This window comes from Paenarthrobacter sp. NPDC089307 (assembly GCF_040685055.1).
GTDB lineage: Bacteria > Actinomycetota > Actinomycetes > Actinomycetales > Micrococcaceae > Arthrobacter.
The window spans coordinates 548,946-565,143 of record NZ_JBFBHE010000003.1 but is presented as its reverse complement, the minus strand read 5'-3'; the positions used below and the strand labels follow the sequence as shown (position 1 = coordinate 565,143).

Here is a 16,198-nt window from a genome sequence, read left to right as displayed (position 1 = left end):
AGCATTCAGACCCGGCAACCGCAGGATGCCAGCACCGAGGCGGAACGGTCCATGGCTACCTTGTTGCCGGCCGCGCCAGGGTCCAGGCCATTGCCGATGAACGAAAACACCAGGAGCCGCCCGTCGGCGTCCACAACGTAGCCGCTCAAGGCAATGACTGTGTTGAGGGTTCCGGTCTTGGCCCGAACCAGTCCCGCGCCACCGGCGGTGCTGGCGTCGCCGTACCTGTCGTTCAGGGTGCCGGTCAGCCCCGCCACCGGGAAACCGTCCAGCGCTGAACGCAACGCCGAATGCGGTCCACTGGTAATGGCCCGCACAACGTCCGCGAACTGCCGGGCGCTGACCTGGTTCTCCAGTGCCAGCCCCGAAACATCAGCCAACAGCATCGAATCCGTGGCGATCCCCAACTCCCCCAGCCTTTGCCGCACGGCTGCAGTGGCGGCGTCGTAAGTGGTCTCCTTGCCGCTGGCGGAAGCGGTCATCCGCCCCAGTGCCTCGGCCAGGAAGTTATCGGAGGTCTCCAGCATGAGGTCCACTTGTTCGCTGACCGTGGCCGACTCCGCAGCGGCCAGCACTTTGGTGGGGACGCCTTTTCCACGCTCGACGCCGGGACTCACCGTTACGCCGGCCGCCGCCAACTGCCCGGCGAACGCTTGGGCGGTGGTGAGAGCGGAGTCCTGGGGGCGGGGACCAGTCTCAACACCGGGTGAGTAGCGGCCGGAGTTCAGGGCAAGCGGGTACAAAGGGGCGGTCTCGCCGGCAGCGACGTCCTCCAGGCTCCAGGCCGGGTTCAGGGAGGGCCCGGTAAAGAGGGAGTCGTCCACCTGGACTGTGATGGGGCCCTGCACGCCGGAGGACGCCAAAGCCGCAGCGGTTTCCGCGGCCAGGGTCGCCAGGCCGGCATGTCCAAGAACGGCGGAAGGGTCGGAAGCGGAAACCCCCAGCAACACGTCCCCTCCCCCGGTCAGGACCACTGTGGAGGGGTTGTCGGAGCCGAGCACCCGGGTGGTGAAACGCGATTCCGGGCCAAGCGCCTGCAAAGCCGCGACGGCGGTAAGCAGCTTCATGTTCGACGCCGGGATGCGGTTGGCATTGCCGTCACGGTCGAAGAGGACCTGCCCCGTAAGGGCATCCATGACCACGCCCGTGATGCTGCCCGAACCGTCCGGCTTCAGGTTTCCGTCCAGGAGCCGCGCCACCTCGGCGGGAACCGGGATCGGCGCCTTTGCATCCGGGGGAAGCAGCGTACTGGAGCCGGACAACTGAGTGGGTTGTTGCTGCCAGGCGGGAATGGACGGCGCGGGGCGGGGCATGCTGAACAGCCCAGGCACCATTCCGGAAACCACAACGGAGCCCACGCACAGCAGGACCAGCGCCAACAGCACCGCCCACGCCAAGCGCCCCCATACCGTGGACACCCTCTTGCGGGCACCCCCGTTTTTAACGCCCATCATGAAAGTTGCTTGGTCCTGTCAGTCCTGAAATGTCCCGCCGGTTCAAGAAACCCGGGCCTCTCGCTATATCCTCAATAGTAGTCGGCGGCACCGGCTGTACTTTTGCCTGCCGCCAGCCCCGGGCTAAGCAGCCTGCCTGTGGCACCGTCACCCGTGGCGGCCGCTTCGGCGGAGCAACGCCCCACCCTCACCCGTCAAGGAGCATTCCATGAAGCACGACGTGACCATCGAGATCCCCAAGGGATCGCGCGTCAAGTACGAAGTTGACCACGAAACCGGCCGTGTCCGCCTGGACCGCGTCCTGTTCACCTCCATGCAGTACCCCACGCACTACGGTTTCTTCGAGAACACCCTTGGTGAAGACGGCGACCCGTTGGACGCACTGGTGCTCCTGCAGGACTTCGACCTCCACCCGGGCGTCATCGTTGAGTCCCGCCCCATCGGCGTTTTCAACATGACCGACGACGGCGGCGGAGACGCCAAGGTCCTCTGCGTCCCCGTTGACGCGCGGTTCGACCACATCCAGGAAGTCAGCGACGTCAGCGAATTCCTGATCAAGGAAATCGAGCACTTCTTCACGCGCTACAAGGACCTGGAGCCCGGCAAGTGGGTCAAGGCTGAGGGCTGGGGCGACCGCGCCGCTGCCGAAGCCGAGTTGGAAGCGTCCATCAAGCGCTACGTGCCCGCAGCAGGCCACTGACCTTACCCAACTGAGTCGCAGATAACGTCGTTCTGAGCGCTCAAAACGACGCTAACTGCGACCTACTTGGGTGACGACGGCGGGTGGTGAGGTTCCCCAGGAACCCCACCACCCGCCGTCGTGCTTTTAATGGGCATGTCTACCCATCGCGGGAGCTTGCGTGTCGGCCTAGGCTGGGACGAGACTTTTCGATGGTTTGCAAACAGGGGGTTCCACATGGCTGGGTTCTACGGCGCCGATATAGCGCAGCTTCGCAGTCTGGCTGGCGTGATGGGCAAGGCTGCCGACGCCATCAGCCTGCAGAGCACGCAGTTGTCCAACGCGATCAATTCCACGACGGCGTGGCAGGGCCGTGACGCCACTGTCTTCAAGGGTGACTGGAACAGCCAGCACAGGCAAAGCCTGGTCAAAGCCGCCAACATGCTGCGGGAAAACGCCAGCCAACTGAAGAAGCACGCCAACCAGCAGGAGTTCGCGAGCCACAATGACGGCACGGGCTCGTCGGTGGGCGTCCTCAAGGATGTTTATGACACCGCCATGGGCGCCAAGGGTGTGGGCTCTCCCCTGTGGACCGCGTTCAAGTACCTCCTCCCCGTCAAGCCCGACGCTGCCGGAGACGTCATCCCCCGGCACCTGCGCTACGGCCAGACCAAAGAGATCCTGACCAACTGGCGCGCGGGTGGCTCGGTGCTCCGCGACGGCATCACGGCACTGCGCAACGGCGAAAAAGTCACGGACGTCATCACCGACCTCAAAGCCAACATCCCCTACAGCACTGCGTTCCAGGAGGCGAGCAAGTTCTCCAAGGGACTGCGCATTGCCGGGGCTGTGGCTGCTCCGTTGAACATCGTCAGCGGCATCAGCGACATAATCAGCCCTGAGCACGACGGCTGGCGCGGCACCGGCGACCGCGTTGCCGGCGGCCTCTCCGTGGTGGGCGGCGTGGGCAGCATCATGCTCATGACGGCCGGCGGCGCGGCCCTCCTGGGACCCATTGGCGCCCCGATCGTGATCGGTGCTGGACTGGTGGCCGGGGCCTGGGCCTTGGGCAACCTGGTGGCCGACAATTGGGATTCCATCTCCAACTTCGCGCGCAATCCCGGCAGCTATATTGCCGACGGCGCCAAGGAAGTGGGCAATTTCGCCAAGGATGTAGGCAGTAAGGTGGCAGACGGAGTCAGTAACGCCGCCAAGTCGGTCGGAAACTTTGTCGGAGGGATATTCGGATGACGACGAGCACCATGAAATGGACCGAAAGGGATGTCCAGGCCGCAGCCAAGGTCCTGGCATCAGCCAGTGCCACGGGAGCGCACCTGCCCACGCTGACCGACGAAGAAGTGGTGGCGTTGGACGGCGTCCAGCACGAGCAGCTGGTGGCATTGCCCTGGCTTTCGGCGCAGGATGCCAACAAGGACATCATGTGCGCAGTTGCCTTGCGTGGGCTGCTCGCCAAGGAACTCGTGTACCCGGTGATCTTCGAAGGCGAAACGGAACCCTCCCGCCTGCACGCCACCGACGAAATCACCGGCGCCCTGACCCTCCGCCGCAGCGGCAGCAATGTTGTCTCCGTGGAACGGACCGTCTCCACGGGCAAGCGCTGGCTCTACGGCTACGTCCATGACGAAGGTGTCCTGTTGGAGGAAGTGGACGAGGGCGGCCTGCACGGCTTCACTGTGGTCACCCGGGACCAATTGGTGCCGCGTTTGGCCGAGTTCGTGGATCCGGAACATGCCGCCGCCCGCGATACGGACCCCGCGGAGTACACGGAGGCCGAGTTCGAGGCCCACGCGGCCACGGCCTTGGCAGATACCCAGGCGGCCAGCAACGTGGTTGCGTTCAACTCCGACACCAACGCCTTCCCCACCGTCACCGTCTACACCGGCCCGTCGGGAGTACACGTTCTGACGCCGCGCGTGGAAGGCTCGGTGGAAGCCGGCCTTCCGGACCAGGCCGGCGACCTTTCCTTCGAACTGAAGGAAACGTCGGCCGCTTCCCTGGCCCGCGTCCTGGGCGGACTGGCCGGAGTGGCCTGACCGGCCTGACGCTCCGCACCCACGCCGCATCCCGCCGTCGAACCGAAAGCCACGCATGAGCACCTCGAACCCCAAGACCTCAACCGGCATGGTGGACCCCCTCAATGGCCGGGCAGTGCGCCGCCACCCCGACACCGGCGCATATTTCGTCAAAGCTTCCGGAGCTGCCCATTTCTGGGGCCGCGTGCTGGACGCGATCGTGTTCCTGGTGGGCTATGCCATCCTGGCGGTGATCGCTGCAGTGGTCCGCGAGTCCATGATGGACAGCGGCTCGGCGCTCGGTTACAACGACGGATTCTGGCTCACCCTCTACGCGGTCCTGTGGTTCGTGGGCCTGTTCGCCTACGGCATGGTCTGGGGTACTGCGGGCAGCGTCGGCGACGCCGCTGCGGGCATGCGCTCGGTAAGGATCAAGGACGGCACGACGGCGGGGCCCTGGTTGGGCGGCTGGCGCGCCATCTGCTGGTCGTTCTTCCCGTTCTTCGTGGTGATGGTTATTGCCGCTGCCCTCAGCGGTGGCGGAGATGACACCTGGGACCCGAAGTTCGCCGCCATGGACCGCCGTTCCGGAGTGGCCAGTGGCCAGCAACCCATCCCGGATCCCAAGGTCGCCGCCGCAGAGCAAGCCGCCGCAGCCCAGCAGCAGAGCCTGCCCAACCTCTACGGCCAACGCCCGGATGCGCGGCCGTAACTGGCTGGTTCACCGGGTTGAGCGCCGGCTCGGTCCTGGGCTGGGGCAACTCCGGTATGTTGCTTCTTCACGACGCATCCATTGGAAGGCGCTGATTCCCTGCCTGGCGGTTGGCTTTGTCTTTGGAACCATCGCCGAGTTTGTCAGTCCGCTCCGCTCCACCAGGGTGCCCGGACATTTCAGTGATCCCTTGCTGTTCATTGCCGCCAGCACCCTGACTGCCCTGGTCCTGTGGTCCATGACCCTTCTGGGCAGTTTCCGGAAAATCCTGGTCTTTGACGGGGGAATCGTGGCCAAATACTCGCAGCAGCACACCCTCCTGGTGTTTCCGTGGAGCGAGGTGGCACCGGGGACGTTGAAGGCCGTCACCACGTCCGACAACAGTGATCCGGACCGGCGCCTGGTGGCGAAGAGCAAGGTTTCCCTGGGGGCCGGCGGGCGGAATGCGGTGGTGTTCCAGGCCCGCGAAACGTTCTGGGTCTTTGCCGCTGACGAGGACCCCGCGCCCTTGGTCAAGGCCATTCAGGGAGCCATGCGCAGTTCAGGCACAGGCGGTGCCGGCCGGGAGGCGGCAGGTGCGCTGCCCGCCGTCGTACTGACGGGGACCACAACGCTGGACTAAGCCGTAGTGCCCTTGCGGGCCCCGGTTCGAAGGCCGGTACGCAGTATGTAACAGGCGAAATGTGCCCTTGCAGAGCGGCTACCAGCCGGTAGCATGTGATCCACTATGTTCACTCTCACCATCAACCAACGCGACAGCCGGCGTGACGGCGATCTTGTGCCGCAGTTGCTCAAGGACCTGCGGCACATTCCCGCCCGGCTGGATTTCGACCGGTCAGTTGAAGATGAGGTACAGGGCATCGTGGAATCGAGCCATCAGGCCGTAGAGACCGCTCTGATCGCGCTCCGGTCCGGCCAGTGGTACGTCGGGATCGGCGTGGGGCCGATCAACGAGCCACTGCCCAACCTGGTGAAGGACGCTTCGGGCCACGGACTTGTATATGCGAGGCGTGCCGTGGACAGGCTGCGCTCCAGCAAGGAGCGCATTCCGGTGGCGGTGGATGGGCCTTTGGCAGCGCTGGCTTCGGAAGCCGAAGCCGTGCTGCGCCTGATCGGGCATATCGTCCAGCACCGCAGTGCCGCGGAGTGGCGGGTGCTCGACCTGCTCACGCCAGGAGTCCGCGGCCAGCAAAAAGCTGTTGCCCAGGAACTGGGGATCACTACGCAGGCCGTGAGCAAAACACTGGCCCGCGCGCAGTGGGCCGAGGAGCACGCTGCACGCCCGGCGGCTGCGCGCCTGCTGCAAATGATTCTCGAAGTCCGCTGAACCCACTCGGGACACAGCAAACCCAACTGGGTCGCAGTTGATGCCGTTATAACCGCTCAAAACGGCATCTTCTGCGACTCAGTTGGGTCAGTGGACGGTGCTACTGGTTGCTGATGTTGTCCTTGGCCGTGCTGGCGCGGTCCTGGACGTCGGCGGCAGCAGCCTGGCCTTCGTCCTTGACGTTGGCAGCGGCCTCAGTGGCGCTGTCCTTGACGCTCTGGACTGCTTCCTGTGCCGGCTCCTTGAGGTGCTCTGCCACTTCCTGCGCAGCGTGGCTCAATTCCTCGGTCAACGGCTGGGCCGCATCCTTAAGGGCGTGGGCTGCCTCGCGTTCCTTCTCCGAAGGCGGGAAAAGCGCGGACACCAGGAGACCGGCGCCGAAGGCAATGAGGCCGGCGGCGATGGGGCTGCCCTGGGCCTTGCTCTTCAACACCTGCGGCGCGTCACCGAGGTCCGAGACGGCGCCAGAGACGTTGCTTGCGACGCCGGAGACGGCGTCCCCTGTGCGGTTGGCCATGTCGCCTGCCCGGTCATGAACGTCGTCGCGGGCGCCGAAGACGGCTGTCTTGATCTTGTCCACCCGGCGGTTGACGATGTGTGACGGTGTGACCTTGTCAGCCACGGCATCAACGTTGGTACTGAGCCGCCGGCGAGTTTCTTCGATATCGGCGCGCAGGGCGTCGGGGTTCTGCGTCATCGTGTCTCCTCAGTGTTTGGTTTCAAAGCGGGGGGTATTTCCTTGACTGTCTCGGCGGTCCGGGGCAGGCCCTTGATGGCGTTGAGTTCCTTGCGGCCCTTGGACGCCAGAACTGCGGCGACGATTCCCCAGATGACTGCGACAACAACCGCAGACCATCCGAGACCAATGAGCTGGCCCAGCGCCCACCAAAGAGCGATGGACAGGAAGACAACGGCCAGGTGGCCGGCCCAAGCAGCTCCGGCGAGCATCCCTGCACCCTTGCCGGCCTTGGTTGCCGAGTCTTTGATCTCTACCTTGGCCAGTTCCACTTCCTGGCGCATCAACGTTGAGATGTCCCGCGTGACGTCGCTCAGCAGTTCGCCAAGGGGAAGGTTTTCTGCCTTCTCGTGGGCTGTGGTGGGAGGCAGATCGGCGGGACTACTCATCGGTGACCCCCGTACTGGGGGTCGTCCGGGCGCTCAAGGCCGTCAGGATCAAGCGGTCCTGCCAGCGGATCGCCCTGCGCTTTGACGCCACCGGCGTCGGTCTCCGGGTAAGGAAGGGTCGAACCGTCGTAGCCGCCGGTGGTACCGGCGTCGTAACCGGTAGTGCCGGCGTCGTATCCGGTAGTCGTGGCAGAGCCGTACCCTGCGGTGGTGGCGGTGGGACCGGGCAGGTCAACGGCCGGAGGAGTTACCGCTCCGCCCTGGGCGGGGTAGCCCTGCGTGGGGTAATAGGCGGCGCGGGGTGTTTCCGCGGTGACGTCCGCGGTCCCGCTTGCCGATCCACCGGACATGGGTGAGTTGTCAGCCATGCCACGGCCCAGGCGGCCGGCGAGGATGCCGGCGCCTGCTGCGATCAGCAGGAAAGTTCCCGGCTTGCGGCGTGCAAAACCCTTGACTTCGTCCAGCAGCGAGCCGGGATCCCGGCCTTCCAGCCACTGGGCGACGGCGGAGGAACGCTGGGCGGCCTGCTGCACCAGGTCCGTGGCGACGCCACCGTTGTCGGTCGAGTTGGCCATGGTGGACAGCTCGTCGGAGATGGATCGCAGGCCTTCGGCAACGCGCTGCTGCTGGGCCTGGGCCTGGTCGGCCAATTCACCCTTGGTCTGGGTGAGGAGTTGACGGGCATTGACCTTTACTTCACGGGCAACATGGCCGGCTTCGGACTTTGCGGTGTCAACAACACCACCGGCAGCCTCCGACACGGCTCCAGCCACACCCGCAGCTTCTTCCTTGGCAGTGTCCACCTTGCCGGAATTGGCTGAGCCTGTCCCTGAACCCGCGGGAGTTCCGCTGATTCCGGTGGTTCCGGCCGTCTGGGTTTCAACATCCGAGTCGAGGTAGTTCCCGGCGAAGGGTTCGGTGCCTGCATGGGCACCAGTGGTTGGCGCCGCGAAGCTTCCGTCCTGCGGCGATTGGCTCTCAGTCATTGTCGCTCTCTTTCCACAGTTGGCAGGCTGCGGACAGCAGCCGGGATAGTAAGTATCGTTACTATCAAATGGTGAGTACCCGCTTGTTCCGGTTCTAATCACCCCTTTTTTGAAAAGATGGTGTGGCCCACTTTTCGGGCCCGCGGCTCGACACGGCACGGCATTCCTGCAAACGTTGGTCGTATGAGCCAACTGCCCACAAGGCGACGGCTGATTCCCGCGCTTCGAAAAACCGTGACCCGCCACCGCCTTCTCTTCGCCGCCAAAACGGCCGTCGCAGCAGGCGTGGCCTGGTATCTTGCACCCTTCATGCCTGGCCCTGCCGCCGAGTATCCGTACTACGCGCCGCTCGGTGCACTGGTGAGCATGCATCCCACCGTGGCCGACTCGGCCAAACATGGGCTCCAGAGCCTTGGGGGTCTGGTCCTGGGCATCGGCATGGCCTTTGCCGTCACCACAGTCGCCGCGCCAACAGCCCTGGCCGTGGCCGTGGTGGTGGGGCTCGGGGTACTCATCGGCGGCCTTCCCCGGCTGGGGACAGCATCCGATTGGATCCCCATGGCAGCACTGTTCGTGCTGGTGCTGGGCGACTCCAATGCGGAGGGATTTTCGTTCGCCTACGTTCTCCAGATGGCCCTGGGAGTCACCGTGGGCTTCGCCGTTAACTGGCTGGTCTTCCCTCCCCTGCACCTGGACGACATTGATCCCGCCATCACGGGCCACCAAAACGCACTGTCCCGCCAACTCAAGGACATGGCGAAGGCCATGGAAGAATCCTGGCCGCCCAACCACGAAGCCTGGGCCAGCCGCAGCGACGAACTGTCCCTGACGGCGGCAGCGGTCCGCACTGCCGTGCATCAAGCGGAGCTGAGCGCCAAAGCGAATCCCAGGTCCCGCCGTCGTGCCGCCCGCCTGCCAGCCGACCTCGCAGGTTTGCGGACCCTTGAACGGCTCACTTTCCATGTCCAGGACATCACCGACGTCCTGGCCAGCGCGATCTGGGAGGAAGGCGCAGGGACCGACATACCGGACGCGACGGTGGGGCCGCTCTCCGAAGCGCTGGATTCGGCGGCGTCCGTGGTGGATCATTGGCGCGACGCGGAGTCAGGTGAACTTGCCAACCGCCTGGCAGCTGCCAAAGACAGCATCACCGCACTGGGTGATGCGGTGGCCGAAGCCGCCGCGCAGCAGGCACCCGTGAACGCCCCGGCGTCGGTAGCCATGAGCCTGCGCCGCATCCTGACAGTGGTGCTGTCCTCCGAATAATCCCCTGGTCAGCGCGGCCTGAGCGGGGGTGAGCCCCTGCGGCCCTTTCCCGCACCGATTCCCTCCAGCATCTCCGCCAGGGATTCCAGGGACGAGTGCTTCGGGGACCATCCCAGCAGGCTGTGCGCGCGGGACGAATCCATGATGGGCGCGTTGGCCGCCATGTCCACCCATCCGGCGTCCGTCACCTGGAGGCGCAAGCGCCATGTGACATCGACGACGGCGCGAAGCACCGCGAGGGGGAACGGCAGCAGCCGCTTGGCCCTGAAAATCCAAGCGAGCGCGTTGGGGTCGATGACCGGCTCGGCGGCGATGTTGAAGGCGCCCTCGGCCTTGTGCTGCAGGACCCGCCAATACGCGTCCGCGACGTCGGCTGTGTGCACTGCCTGGAACACCAACTCCCGGGGAATCGCCAGGACCGGAAGCCACGGTTTGCGGGGTACCAGCCGGGGCAGGACCCGGCCCAGGAAATAGCGTCCCACCTCGCTTCCACCCCCGGAACTGAACATCAATGCCGGGCGCAACCGGGCCACCACAATGTCCGGATTCTCTTTGGCGAAGTTGTCCAGGAGCCGTTCCTGTTCCGCTTTGTCCGAACTGTAGTGCGAGCTCCGGATACCGCCCGCGGGCCAGCCTTCCTTGGTCCGCTGGTCCTTGGGCGCCGGCGAGTACGCACCCACGGAGGAGGCGCAGACTATGTGCTCCACTCCGGCTTTGCGGGCGGCGGCCAGGACGTTGGCCGTCCCGTCCACGTTGGTCCGCCGGAGCAGTTCCCGGTTGTGGTTGGGTTGGATGAGCCACGCCAGGTGCACCACCGCGTCGGCTCCCGCGAGGGCTGCTTCAAGGGCGGGCTGGTCCGCGGCGTCGCCGATGTCCAGGGTGTGCCACTCCACGCCGTGATAGGGGGCGGCATCCGGATCCGGCTCGCGGCGCACGACGCCCACGAGTTCCAGCTCCGCCCCCTCTTCCGAACGTGCCCTCTGGAGCCGTTTGAGCAGTTCGGTGCCGCCGTGCCCGGTGGCACCGATGATCGCGATGCGCATGGCGTCCCTCCTCAGGCCGGCGGGTTTTCGCCGGTTGACCGGATGCGCTCCAGCACCGCGGTGGTGGAATGCTCGGGAACGTAATCCAGGATGGTCACGGTGCCGCCGTAGCGTTCAACCGCTTCCGTTTCCTGGAGCATTTCCGGCGTGTAGTCGCCGCCTTTGGCATAGACGTCAGGCTGCAGGAGCTCGATGAGCGGTATGGGCGTAGGCGTGTCAAAGATTGTCACGTGGTCAACACAGCTCAATGCGGCGATGACTGCGGCACGGTCGGCCTCGTGGTTGACCGGACGGTCCGGGCCCTTGAGCTGCCGCACTGAAGAATCGCTGTTGAGGGCAACCACCAGGACATCGCCCAATTGCTTGGCCTGGTTCAGGTAGCGGGTGTGGCCGCGATGCAGGACATCGAAGCAGCCATTGGTGAGCACGATCCTGCGCCCTTCGCTGCGATGCTCCTGGATGTGCCTGGCCAGCTCGGTGTCCGTCAGTGCTGTATCGGCGAAACCCCTGAGGTGTTGGGCCAGTTCCTCAGTGGTGCAGACGGAGGTTCCGGGCCGGTGGACCACGACGTCGGCGGCGGCTTGCGCCAAGTCCACGCTGGTGGTCAGGGGCAAACCTGCCGCCCGTGCTAGGGTCAGGGCGGCAACGAAGGTATCGCCGGCTCCGGAGGCCTGCTTTTCGGCCTGCGGCCGGGCCCACGTCCTGTGGGTTGCCGGTTCCGTTGTGGTGCTGTCCGGACGGATTGTCAGCGTGCCTTCCCGGTCCAAGGTCACGACGACGGCGGCCGCACCTGAGGCGCGAAGCAGCTGGTCCGCGTGGGCTTCCACGAAGGGGTACCGGGCAGCACCGCCCGGGAACTCCGTGCCGATCAGCCTGGCTGCTTCCTGGGCGTTGGGGGTGGCAAGGTCAGGCTTGAGTTCGGCCCAACGCCCGGGGTGGTGCGCGTCCACGACCACCAGTGTGTCCTGGCGGGCTGAGGGGACCGCACCCTGGGCATCGGGGCCCAAGTGGTCCAGGATTGCGCTGCGCACCGGGCCCTCCAGGGCGCCTGCTCCGTAGTCACAGAGCACCACCGCCGAGGACCCGCGAAGGGCTGCCGGCAGAGTCGCGGCCATGTTCTCGAGTCCCTGGGCCGGCACCTCCGTGGCGGCGTCGTCCAAGCGCAACATCACTTGGCCGCCGCTGCTGATGCGGAACTTGGTGGTGGTGGTCATTGCGGGGTGCGGGACCACGTGGGAAACGTCCACCCCTGCCGCTTCCAGCGTTTCGGTCAGCGTGCTGCCCGCCTGATCTTCACCGATCAACGAAACAAAGCGGACATCCGCCCCCAACGCCGCGAGGTTCATGGCGGTGTTGGCAGCGCCTCCAGGAGCAAAGTCCCGGCGCTGGACCTGGACTACGGGGGCTGGGGCTTCGCGGCAGAACCGCTCAATGGTTCCGTCCCACCAGCCGTCCAGGATGGAATCGCCGATGACCGTCACAACAGGGCGTTCCTCGGCCAAGCGGCCCGGCAACCAGTCAGCCAGACCTTCTTGATTGGATAGGCGTGCCATGGGGTACCTTCCGGTTGGGCAACAATTCCTGTTCCCCTCAGGTACCCCGCGGACCGAGCTTCACACGCGCGCACAGGAAGGAAAAGAATCCATGGACAATCCGTTGGTGGACATGGCGTCCGGCGTAGGCCCAGTACTGGAAAAGTTCACCGACGTGCAGCGGATCGCGGTGCTCAGGGGTGGCGGCTTGGGCGACCTCGTCTACACGTACCCCGCGCTGTATGCGTTGAAGGACGCCTATCCCCAGGCCACCGTTACCGTGCTGGGCACACCAGTACACGCGGCGCTGGCGGGGGCTACCCACGGGCCGGTGGACGACGTCGAACTTCTTCCGGTGGCGCGCGGCGTCCACGACGGTCCACGCAACGGCGAGCGCTTCGAGGACGACGCCGAGGACGTTGCCGCCCAGGAAGCCTTCTTCGAAACGATGCAGGCAAGGCAGTTCGATATTGCGCTGCAGATGCATGGCGGCGGCCGGTTCTCCAACCCTTTCCTGCTTCGACTGAGCGCACGGCACACTGCAGGAACCCGCACCAAGGACGCCGAACCATTGGAACGGAACCTGGACTACGTCTACTACCAGAACGAGCCCGACCGCTGGTTGGAGGTGGCAGCTTTGGCCGGGGCTCCCAGCATCATTCCCCCTCCCCTGCTGCCCAAGCCCGAGCATCAGCAGAACATCGCGGGTTTGAGGGATCCGCAGCGGTCCTCAATGGTGGTGGTACACCCGGGGGCCACCGATCCGCGGAGGCGGTGGCCGGCGTCGTACTTTGCCGAAGCTGCGGCGGCAGTGGCCGCAGAAGGGGCGCAAGTGCTGATAGTCGGCGACAGGTGGGAAAAGGCATTGGCGCAGGAAGTCGCTGAGCGGGCCGGGGGCCAACTGCCGCAGTCCCAACGGCAGGCCGTGCGGTCGGTGGCCGGCGAGCTTGAACTGGGAGACCTGGCCGCGCTCTTGGCCGAAGCCACCGTGATGCTCGCCAGCGACAGCGGCCCACGGCATCTGGCGCATGCCCTGGGGACGCCCACGGTGGGCATCTTCTGGGTGGGCAACGTGTTCAACGCAGGACCCCGCGGCCGCGGAATGCACCGCGTCCACATGTCCTGGTTGACGCAGTGCCCCCGCTGCGGAGCGGACATCACCCAGGTTGGTTGGACGGCCCCGCACTGCGGCCACGACGACACCCTCATCAGGGGCATCGCCGTGGCCGACGTTGTTCAGGACGTGCTGGACCTTACGGCCACGAGCCTTCTTCTGCGGGGGTGATGAGGAGTTCGCGGACCTCGCTGCCGAATGGCTGCGAGAGGGCGAACACCACGGCCTGCGCCACATTGGCGGGATCGTTGAGCTTGGAATCGTCCTGCGGCTTGTACTGTTCGTCGCGGTCGTCGAAGAAGTGGGTCTTCATCCCGCCCGGGATGATGGTGGTCACGCCGATGACTCCGCCGGTTTCGGCCGCGAGCGCACGGCTGAATCCGATCACGCCGAACTTCGAGGCACAGTAGGCCGTGGCGTCCGGGAGGGCCCGGAGGCCAAGCGTGGAGGCGATGGTGATGGCCCGGCCACGGGATCCCTTGAGGTACGGCAGTGCCGCACGAATCGTGGAGACCGTGCCCAGCAGGTTCACCCCAATGACCTTTTCCCACTCTTCAGCAGCAACGTCGCCCAGCTTGCCGCAGCGATCGATACCTGCGGCAGTAACCACTCCGTCCAGGCCGCCCAGGGTTTCAGCGGCTTCCTTGACGGCCGCTTCCACCGCTTCGCGGTTGGAAACGTCCACTTCCAGGGCTTTGGCCCCCGAGACGTTGCTGACGTCCCGGTCGAAAACGAATGGCGTGCCACCGGCGTCGCGGATGGCCTCCACGATCGCAGCGCCAAGGCCGGACCCGCCTCCGGTGACAATGACGCGTCCAGGTGTTTGCGTGTTCATGCGGTTCCTTTCGTTGATCCTGCTGATGGTCAGCTGACCTTGGCCAGTGCTGCAGCCAGGCCGCTGGTGGAGCGTGCCGGATGGAAGGGCATCGTGACGCAGCGCCCTCCCCACCCCGCCAGGAGGCGGGCTTCCGGCAATTCTTCGGGGGTGTAGTCGCCACCCTTGACCCAGATATCGGGCCGGATTCCGCGCAGGCACTCCTCGGGGGTGTCCTCGCCAAAGACCACCACCGCGTCCACGCATTCGAGCGCCAGGAGCAACTCCGCGCGGTCTTCCACGCTGACGATGGGCCGGTGTGCGCCTTTGAGCCGCCGGACTGACTCGTCCGAGTTCAGGCACACGATCAGGCAGTCGCCGAGGCTCCGGGCAGCTGCCAAGGTTCGGGCGTGGCCTGCGTGCAGAAGGTCGAAACAGCCGCCAGTGGCCACGACTGTGCCACCGGACTCGCGGACGGAGCGGGCCAGGCGGACACCGTCCGGGCTGAGGTCGGCGGTATCCACCAGTTCCAGGCCCTTAAGTTCGACGACGGCACCAACCTCTGGTGCTGCGTGGGCTGCCGGTTCGTCCTCCACAGCGGCAAGTGCTGCCGCTCCGCCAGCAGCCAGGAAGGCGGACGCGTCCTCCACCGCCCGGGCGGCTGCCTGTTCCAGGTCCAAGCCCATGCCCAGGTGGACGGCCAGGCTTCCGGCAAGGCGGTCTCCTGCACCGCAGGGATCCGTAACGTTGGTCTTCGGCGCAGGAATGCCCTGCGACGAACCATCCGCGGGCAGCAGGAGCGCGCCGCCTTCGCCCTTGGTCACCAACACGGAGCGGCTGCCCCACGTGTCCAGCAGGTACCGGCCGGCTTCCTCGGCCCCTGCAGTGGATCCCTCCAGCCCGCGCGCTTTCGCCGACGCCAGTGCCTCGGCCAGGTTGGGCGTCACAACGGCCACCCCTGCCACGGGCTCGGAGCCCGCGGGATGCGGATCCCACACCACGGGAACGTGCCCGCTGGCCTCGCTGATCGCCTGCCGGATGTCCTGGTTGGCAGTGATGCCCCGGCCGTAGTCAGCCACCACTATGGCGTCCGCCGATGCTATGGCCGCCAGCATTTCCCCCGTGCAGGAGGGGACGGGGGCCGCGGAGCATCCTTGGTCGAAACGGACCATCGGGTGGCTCCCGATCCGGACACGAGTCTTGGTGGGCGTAGTAGCCAGCGGGGCACCGGTGAGCACCGACATTCCGGCCAATGCACGCCTGAGGTGGCTGGCGCCGTCGTCGTCCGATACCGCGGTGACCAGCGTGACGTCATGTCCGTCGCGCGCCAGCAAGGTAGCGACCAACCCTGCGCCGCCTGCCCGACGCCGGACGTCGGCAACGTCTACTACCGGCACCGGCGCGTCGGGGCTGAGCCGGGTGGCGGCACCGTTGATGTCGACGTCCAGGAGAAGGTCGCCAACGACCGTGATCCTCATGGTTGGCCACCCGAACCCCGCCCGGCCCGCCTGGCAACCTCGGCGTCAAAGGCCCGGCACACCGCGTGGACGGCGATGAGGTGCCCCTCCTGGGCGTTGGCGGGAATGGCGTCAACGGTGATGGCCTGATCGCACGCCTCCGCAAGCGGGTTGGGGCCGGAGCCGGTGAGCGCCCATGTGGTGATGCCGCGCTCCTCCGCGGCTCGCACGGCTTTGAGGAGATTGGGACTGCGTCCGCTGGTGGAAAGGAGGATGAGCACGTCGCCCGCCCGGCCGTGTGCCCTTACTTGCCGGGCGAAGACTTCGTCGTAGCCGTAGTCGTTGGACAATGCGGTGACGGCAGAGGACTCGGCATGGAGAGAAATCGCGGAAAATGGGGCGCGTTCTTCATCGAACCGGCCTACGAGTTCGGCGGTCAGGTGCTGGGCTTCCGCGGCTGACCCACCGTTGCCGGCAGCCAGCAGGCGTTGCCCGGACAGCAGCCGGGTGGCCAATTCAGTTCCCCATTCGGCCAGGCGATGGGATTGCGCGCGCAGCGACTCCAATGCAGGCAGGACATTGTCCAGGTGCGTGGTGACCTCGGCGTCGTGGCTTGGGCGGTTCCCCGCGGGCGCCCAACGGGTGGGCACTGCAAT

General features: G+C 66.0%; 17 protein-coding genes. 8 read left to right on the top strand and 9 right to left on the bottom strand.

The window, feature by feature from the left end; all coding sequences use genetic code 11:
- Positions 1–5 precede the first annotated feature (5 nt).
- On the bottom strand, positions 6–1,451 hold the full coding sequence (dacB, locus tag AB0N72_RS10235; protein WP_363932664.1) for a D-alanyl-D-alanine carboxypeptidase/D-alanyl-D-alanine-endopeptidase: 1,446 nt from the start codon (positions 1,449–1,451) through the stop codon (positions 6–8).
- A gap of 211 nt (positions 1,452–1,662) precedes the next feature.
- Between dacB and AB0N72_RS10230 the strand changes: the two genes are divergently transcribed.
- The 6 genes from AB0N72_RS10230 to AB0N72_RS10205 all read left to right on the top strand — a co-directional run bounded on the left by AB0N72_RS10230 (position 1,663) and on the right by AB0N72_RS10205 (position 6,205).
- A complete protein-coding gene (locus AB0N72_RS10230; RefSeq protein ID WP_039239147.1) occupies positions 1,663–2,154 on the top strand; it encodes an inorganic diphosphatase in 492 nt (163 codons plus the stop codon).
- A 216-nt stretch (positions 2,155–2,370) separates the two neighbouring features.
- Entirely contained in the window at positions 2,371–3,384 is a 1,014-nt protein-coding gene (locus AB0N72_RS10225) for a hypothetical protein (protein ID WP_363932598.1), read from the top strand.
- Complete coding sequence (locus AB0N72_RS10220; protein ID WP_363932596.1) at positions 3,381–4,187, top strand: hypothetical protein; 807 nt, start codon at positions 3,381–3,383, stop codon at positions 4,185–4,187. Before AB0N72_RS10225 ends, AB0N72_RS10220 begins: the two co-directional genes overlap by 4 nt.
- Before the next feature lie 55 nt (positions 4,188–4,242).
- A complete protein-coding gene (locus AB0N72_RS10215; protein WP_363932593.1) occupies positions 4,243–4,878 on the top strand; it encodes a hypothetical protein in 636 nt (211 codons plus the stop codon).
- A complete protein-coding gene (locus AB0N72_RS10210; RefSeq protein WP_363932591.1) occupies positions 4,865–5,500 on the top strand; it encodes a hypothetical protein in 636 nt (211 codons plus the stop codon). The genes AB0N72_RS10215 and AB0N72_RS10210 overlap by 14 nt, the downstream gene beginning before the upstream one ends.
- Positions 5,501–5,605: 105 nt before the next feature.
- The gene (locus tag AB0N72_RS10205; RefSeq protein WP_363932589.1) at positions 5,606–6,205 is read left to right on the top strand and encodes a hypothetical protein; all 600 of its coding nucleotides are present in this window, start codon (positions 5,606–5,608) and stop codon (positions 6,203–6,205) included.
- A gap of 100 nt (positions 6,206–6,305) precedes the next feature.
- On the opposite strand, the gene AB0N72_RS10200 is transcribed toward AB0N72_RS10205, so the two are convergent.
- Genes AB0N72_RS10200 through AB0N72_RS10190 form a run of 3 tightly spaced genes read right to left on the bottom strand, consistent with a single transcriptional unit; the run spans position 6,306 to position 8,316 of the window.
- Entirely contained in the window at positions 6,306–6,902 is a 597-nt protein-coding gene (locus AB0N72_RS10200) for a DUF3618 domain-containing protein (protein ID WP_363932588.1), read from the bottom strand.
- Positions 6,899–7,330, bottom strand: coding sequence for a phage holin family protein (locus tag AB0N72_RS10195; protein WP_363932587.1), 432 nt, complete (start codon positions 7,328–7,330; stop codon positions 6,899–6,901). Before AB0N72_RS10195 ends, AB0N72_RS10200 begins: the two co-directional genes overlap by 4 nt.
- Positions 7,327–8,316 (bottom strand): hypothetical protein, encoded by a 990-nt coding sequence (locus AB0N72_RS10190; RefSeq protein WP_363932585.1) that lies wholly within the window; start codon positions 8,314–8,316, stop codon positions 7,327–7,329. Before AB0N72_RS10190 ends, AB0N72_RS10195 begins: the two co-directional genes overlap by 4 nt.
- Positions 8,317–8,499: 183 nt before the next feature.
- On the opposite strand from AB0N72_RS10190, the gene AB0N72_RS10185 reads away from it, so the two are divergent.
- Positions 8,500–9,582: an aromatic acid exporter family protein gene (locus AB0N72_RS10185; protein ID WP_363932582.1), complete on the top strand. Its 1,083-nt coding sequence runs from the start codon at positions 8,500–8,502 to the stop codon at positions 9,580–9,582.
- A gap of 8 nt (positions 9,583–9,590) precedes the next feature.
- On the opposite strand, the gene AB0N72_RS10180 is transcribed toward AB0N72_RS10185, so the two are convergent.
- Positions 9,591–10,625: an NAD-dependent epimerase/dehydratase family protein gene (locus AB0N72_RS10180; protein WP_363932581.1), complete on the bottom strand. Its 1,035-nt coding sequence runs from the start codon at positions 10,623–10,625 to the stop codon at positions 9,591–9,593.
- 11 nt (positions 10,626–10,636) lie between these two features.
- A complete protein-coding gene (gene rfaE2, locus AB0N72_RS10175) occupies positions 10,637–12,178 on the bottom strand; it encodes a D-glycero-beta-D-manno-heptose 1-phosphate adenylyltransferase (RefSeq protein ID WP_363932580.1) in 1,542 nt (513 codons plus the stop codon).
- A 91-nt stretch (positions 12,179–12,269) separates the two neighbouring features.
- Here rfaE2 and AB0N72_RS10170 point away from each other — a divergent pair, with 91 nt between their 5' ends.
- Positions 12,270–13,442, top strand: a complete 1,173-nt coding sequence (locus AB0N72_RS10170) for a glycosyltransferase family 9 protein (RefSeq protein WP_363932578.1) — start codon at positions 12,270–12,272, stop codon at positions 13,440–13,442.
- Here AB0N72_RS10170 and AB0N72_RS10165 read toward each other — a convergent pair.
- Genes AB0N72_RS10165 through AB0N72_RS10155 form a run of 3 tightly spaced genes read right to left on the bottom strand, consistent with a single transcriptional unit; the run spans position 13,411 to position 16,192 of the window.
- Positions 13,411–14,106, bottom strand: coding sequence for an SDR family oxidoreductase (locus tag AB0N72_RS10165; protein WP_363932575.1), 696 nt, complete (start codon positions 14,104–14,106; stop codon positions 13,411–13,413). The two genes, AB0N72_RS10170 and AB0N72_RS10165, sit on opposite strands and share 32 nt — an antisense overlap.
- A gap of 29 nt (positions 14,107–14,135) precedes the next feature.
- The gene (locus tag AB0N72_RS10160) at positions 14,136–15,563 is read right to left on the bottom strand and encodes a PfkB family carbohydrate kinase (RefSeq protein WP_363932572.1); all 1,428 of its coding nucleotides are present in this window, start codon (positions 15,561–15,563) and stop codon (positions 14,136–14,138) included.
- Positions 15,560–16,192 (bottom strand): SIS domain-containing protein, encoded by a 633-nt coding sequence (locus AB0N72_RS10155; RefSeq protein WP_363932661.1) that lies wholly within the window; start codon positions 16,190–16,192, stop codon positions 15,560–15,562. The genes AB0N72_RS10160 and AB0N72_RS10155 overlap by 4 nt, the downstream gene beginning before the upstream one ends.
- Positions 16,193–16,198 lie beyond the last annotated feature (6 nt).